The organism is Leptospira ainazelensis (assembly GCF_016918785.1).
GTDB classification, from domain to species: domain Bacteria; phylum Spirochaetota; class Leptospiria; order Leptospirales; family Leptospiraceae; genus Leptospira; species Leptospira ainazelensis.
In genome coordinates, this window is record NZ_JAFFPT010000085.1 from 1 (window position 1) to 4,344 (window position 4,344).

A 4,344-nucleotide genomic window follows, 5' to 3' on the forward strand; every position below is an offset into this window, starting at 1 on the left:
TAAAAGAAGAGTTTTTCAGTAAGAGAAGTTCGCGACCCTTTCGCGCGCAGGCGCTCGGGGACGCGACGTCGGCAAGCCTCTTTCGTTATGCGACAGTCCTAAGGATTTATGCGTAAAAAAGTAAAATTTTTAACGTTGAAAATTCATTTCATAATTAATACGAATAAAATTGGACGTTTAGACCGGTAAAAACTACATTTCTCTGGATAAATATGAATAAGATTTCCGATGGCAGAAAATTAGAGGAGGATTTTGCAAAGTGGGCAAAACGAAACCTTGAATACGATTTTACGGAACTTAGAACCTTAGTTAATGGAAGTAGTTCTGCCAGACCATATGAAGTAGATATCCACGGAGCGATCTATCACAGAAAATACGAATTAATTAGGAAGTTCGGGATCGCAGGAATAATTCTGTCTATAGTCGCATTTTTAGATATTATTCCTGGCTTTAAAAAATTGGCTGAAAGTAATTTTCAAAAGCATATTCCTGAAATTGCTGGTTCTACTTTAATTACTTGTGGATTAATTGCATTAGGCATTTGGTATTTTGGTAAAGAAAGAGAAGTTGAAAACCATTGGATTGAATGCAAAGATCTAAAAGGAAAAGTAAAAAGAAAGGATGTAATGAAATTATCCTCATCTGTTGACGATGTAATGGAAAATAAAACTGCTTTGTGGAAACCTGATAAAGTAATTATCGTATCATCAAATGGTTTTGATCAAGATGCTTTAGCTATTGCAGAAAGTAAGGATATAATTTGTTACGAAAAAGCGGGAAAAGGCTTTAAAGAAGTATTTTTGTAAATTAGGACCGTCGCATAACTTCAGCTTCTCACTGCGTTCGCGACTCACGGTTCCCGCTCGCGCTCACTCCGGCCTCCGGCACATTGCTTTGTCACTTCGGTTCGCGGGACGTTCGCTAAGGCTCACTCGAACCTCGTGCCAACCGCGTCGCGCGCAGGCGCTTGCGGACGCAACGTCGAGAAGCCTCTTTCGTTATGCGAAATTTTCGCAAGGAATATTATGAAAACTAAAATTAATACGATTTCGGAAAATGACCTTTTCGGCTGCTTTCCAGATAAAGGCTTTGTATATAAGAATCCGGCGCCAGAACCGAATATTGAAGGTGTTCAAGAACGATTAGATGAGTTACTTCAGCTATCAAATGTAACGAAGGCTTCAGTTGTATGTATAGATGTTTATAAATATTCTCAGAACGAATTAAGAAAACTATTCGTTATTCCTTCCGTAATTAAGGCCATTCATAAAATGACGATAGACATACTGATTGAAAACGAAGCATTTTTATTTGAAGATATAGATGATCCAATTGTGGCCGATACTGGAGATGGTCTGATCTGCGTTTTCCCGACGCCGATTCATTCTATATCTTATATAATGTGGTTTGAAGTCGCCTTGAGGCTGTATAATACGTATCATTTGAGTCCCGGGATCAGAGAGATTGTCGGTAAATTATCGATTCGATATTCAACGTCATATGATAGTATAATTAAAATTGAAGACAAATATTATGGACCTGCAATTATTAATGCTTCGCGAATGATATCTCGCGATAGACTTAATAGATGTTTGATAGATGAATATTCTATTGACTGGTTTACACGGAATTTCAATGGGATTGAGAATATAATTATGCTTTCGAAATATGAAATTCAAGCAGTTATGAGAATCGTTTGTCCAGGCGAAAGTTTTTCTAAAGAGAGTAATTTAAAATCAATATTTGATTTAGTAGTCGATATGCATTGGGGAATAAAGGCTTGTGACATTCAACATATTGGCGAATTAAAAATAAAAGAAACGAAAATATCAATATATAATCTATATATTCAATTGTTAGCGGGATTAATGAAGCGCCCAGAATATGAAAAAGAAGACGAGGAAGTTAAACTCTCCGTATCTATTGGGAATTCCAATCCCATTGGGATTAGCGAAAACTTCGCATAACTTCGGCTTCTCACTCCGTTCGCGACTCACGGTTCCCGCTCGCGCTCACTCCGGGCTAAAGCCACATTGCTTTGTCACTTCGGTTCGCGGGACGGCGCTAAGGCGCCTCGAACCTCGTGCCAACCGCATCGCGCACAGGCGCTTGCGGACGCAACGTCGAGAAGCCTACTTCGTTAGACGCCATAGCAAAAATATGAAAAAGTGCATATATTGTAGAAAGAACAAAGAAGAAGATGAATTTTCATTAGAACATGTCATTCCTCAATTTTTAGGTGGCGCCTACTCAACTAATCAATTTAAGACCCGTGAAGTCTGTAAAACTTGCAATAACAATCTTGGGCTGTTTGTCGATGGCCTTTTCGCTAAAAATTCTATAGTTTTCAATAATCTTAGTATTATGGCTAAGCATTATTACAATGAAAATAATCCAACACCCTTGCCATTAAATTGTATGGGTATATGCAATTTAACAGTCCCTGGTATTTCAAAAGATGAAATATGTGAAATGTGGCTCGGTCCACATGGTGAGCAAATCTATTGGATTCGATTAAATGATGATAATTTTTACTCTTATGTAGGCGGAAATCCTTTACATACTAAGAAAATCGAATCAGTTGCGTATTTCCTCTTTTCAGAAAATTCAAATAAAAACCAACTTTTAACCTGGCTAACATTTAAAGATGCATTTGATAATACTAAAGTTAAGAAAATTATGTGTACTAAAGTTGACGGAGCTGATCCTAAAGACATTGGTTTTTCAGATCCTAACACTATTGATTCTGAAAGAATTTACTTTTTTTTAAATTTACCTAAAGACGATTATAGAGAATGTCAGATCAAAGTTTACCTTGATTTTGATATCAGATTCCTTTCAAAACTTGCTATTGGAATTTCGTATTGTCTATTCGGGTCAAAAATTTTTGATCATCCGTACGCAGATGAACTTCATATTGGATTATGGCATAGACTAGGTTCTAAATATCCGGAACTTCTTTTAACTAAATTGTTCAGTTCAGAAGAACAAGACGCATATTTCAAAAAAATTACTGGCTTAAAAAGCCTTGTCGTCATCATGCTATTGAAAATAGATAACAAAATTTGTATTAACCTGAATATAAATAGAACTCTTAATTGGATAATCGCAGCAACTGATACCTCAATTTTAAATGCTGCCGATTTGGATAAAATCGGAGATGGGATTGTCCTAATTCTAGGAAAAAACTTAATGAAAAGTGTTCAGTGCTCTCTTCCTGAGTATATAAACCATATACTAAAGAATATAATTAATACTGAAATTGCTTTATTAGAAAATTAATTTTAATATTCGCTACAGCGTCTAACTTCGGCTTCTCACTCCGTTCGCGACTCACGGTTCCCGCTCGCGCTCACTTCGGGCTAAAGCCACATTGCTTTGTCACTTCGGTTCGCGAGCCGGCGCTAAGGCGCCTCGAACCTCGTGCCAACCGCATCGCGCACAGGCGCTTGCGGACGCAACGTCGAGAAGCCTCTTTCGTTATGCGTAATCGCTTAAAAATTTCCCAGAGCTGAAATAAATCTTGCGAAAATCTCAATATGAGATATTGTTTGTTTTGTGCATATAATAAGTAAGCGGAAAATTATAGATTTTATTGAACAATATCCAAAATCAAGATCTTCATTGGAATTATGGTATAAAGTCTTAAGTAAAACAGATTTTGATAATTTTCCCGATTTAAGAAAGGTTTTTCCTTCAACAGATATTGTTCAAAATTTATTCGTCTTTAATATATCTGGCAACAATTTCAGACTTATTGCAGCCATTCACTTTAATAGGAAGAAAGTCTATATCAGAGAAATTCTAACTCATTCTGAGTATGACAAAGGAAAATGGAAGGTTTAAAATGATCGCAGAATTAGAAAAAGTAAAAAATGTATGGCCTGAGATTAAAGAAGTCATTTCCTATCCGAGGACTCAAAAGCAATATAAGAAACTTGTAGAAATATTAGATAACTTAATTGATGAAGTAGGTAACAATGAAAAGCATTCATTAGCTCCTTTGATGGAAACTATTGGAAACATTGTTGAATCATACGAATCTGATCACTTCATAGAGATTGAATCGGATCCGATTGAAATTTTAAAGTCTTTAATGGAAGAACATGGGCTATCTCAAAAAGATATGAAGGAGCTTGGTAGCCAAGGTGTTGTATCAGAAATTTTAAATGGCAAAAGAGAATTAAATGTAAGACAAGTCAAGGCGTTATCTAAAAGATTTAATGTTTCACCGGCAGTTTTTATTTAAAGTTTTAAAGTCAAAGCGACTACGCATAACTTCGGCTTCTCACTCCGTTCGCGACTCACGGTTCCCGCTCGCGCTCACTCCGGGCTAAAGCCACA

The 4,344-nt window shown here is 36.6% G+C and carries 5 protein-coding genes; all 5 read left to right on the forward strand.

Going from position 1 to position 4,344, the window contains the following annotated elements; genetic code table 11:
• Positions 1 to 212: 212 nt before the first annotated feature.
• The 5 genes from JWG44_RS21670 (at position 213) to JWG44_RS21690 (ending at position 4,249) form a co-directional block, all read left to right on the forward strand.
• A complete protein-coding gene (locus tag JWG44_RS21670; protein ID WP_205277118.1) occupies positions 213 to 806 on the forward strand; it encodes a restriction endonuclease in 594 nt (197 codons plus the stop codon).
• 219 nt (positions 807 to 1,025) lie between these two features.
• A complete protein-coding gene (locus JWG44_RS21675) occupies positions 1,026 to 1,967 on the forward strand; it encodes a hypothetical protein (protein ID WP_205277114.1) in 942 nt (313 codons plus the stop codon).
• Positions 1,968 to 2,160: 193 nt separating this feature from the next.
• A complete protein-coding gene (locus JWG44_RS21680) occupies positions 2,161 to 3,282 on the forward strand; it encodes an HNH endonuclease (protein WP_205277115.1) in 1,122 nt (373 codons plus the stop codon).
• A gap of 276 nt (positions 3,283 to 3,558) precedes the next feature.
• Complete coding sequence (locus JWG44_RS21685; protein WP_332460821.1) at positions 3,559 to 3,846, forward strand: type II toxin-antitoxin system HigB family toxin; 288 nt, start codon at positions 3,559 to 3,561, stop codon at positions 3,844 to 3,846.
• 1 nt (position 3,847) lies between these two features.
• Complete coding sequence (locus JWG44_RS21690; RefSeq protein ID WP_205277116.1) at positions 3,848 to 4,249, forward strand: helix-turn-helix domain-containing protein; 402 nt, start codon at positions 3,848 to 3,850, stop codon at positions 4,247 to 4,249.
• Positions 4,250 to 4,344 lie beyond the last annotated feature (95 nt).

Bases quoted from the DNA above. Each gene is read 5' to 3' on its own strand.
- JWG44_RS21670 (WP_205277118.1), top strand. From the start codon at position 213: ATGAATAAGATTTCCGATGGCAGAAAATTAGAGGAGGATTTTGCAAAG.
- JWG44_RS21675 (WP_205277114.1), top strand. From the start codon at position 1,026: ATGAAAACTAAAATTAATACGATTTCGGAAAATGACCTTTTCGGCTGC.
- JWG44_RS21680 (WP_205277115.1), top strand. From the start codon at position 2,161: ATGAAAAAGTGCATATATTGTAGAAAGAACAAAGAAGAAGATGAATTT.
- JWG44_RS21690 (WP_205277116.1), top strand. From the start codon at position 3,848: ATGATCGCAGAATTAGAAAAAGTAAAAAATGTATGGCCTGAGATTAAA.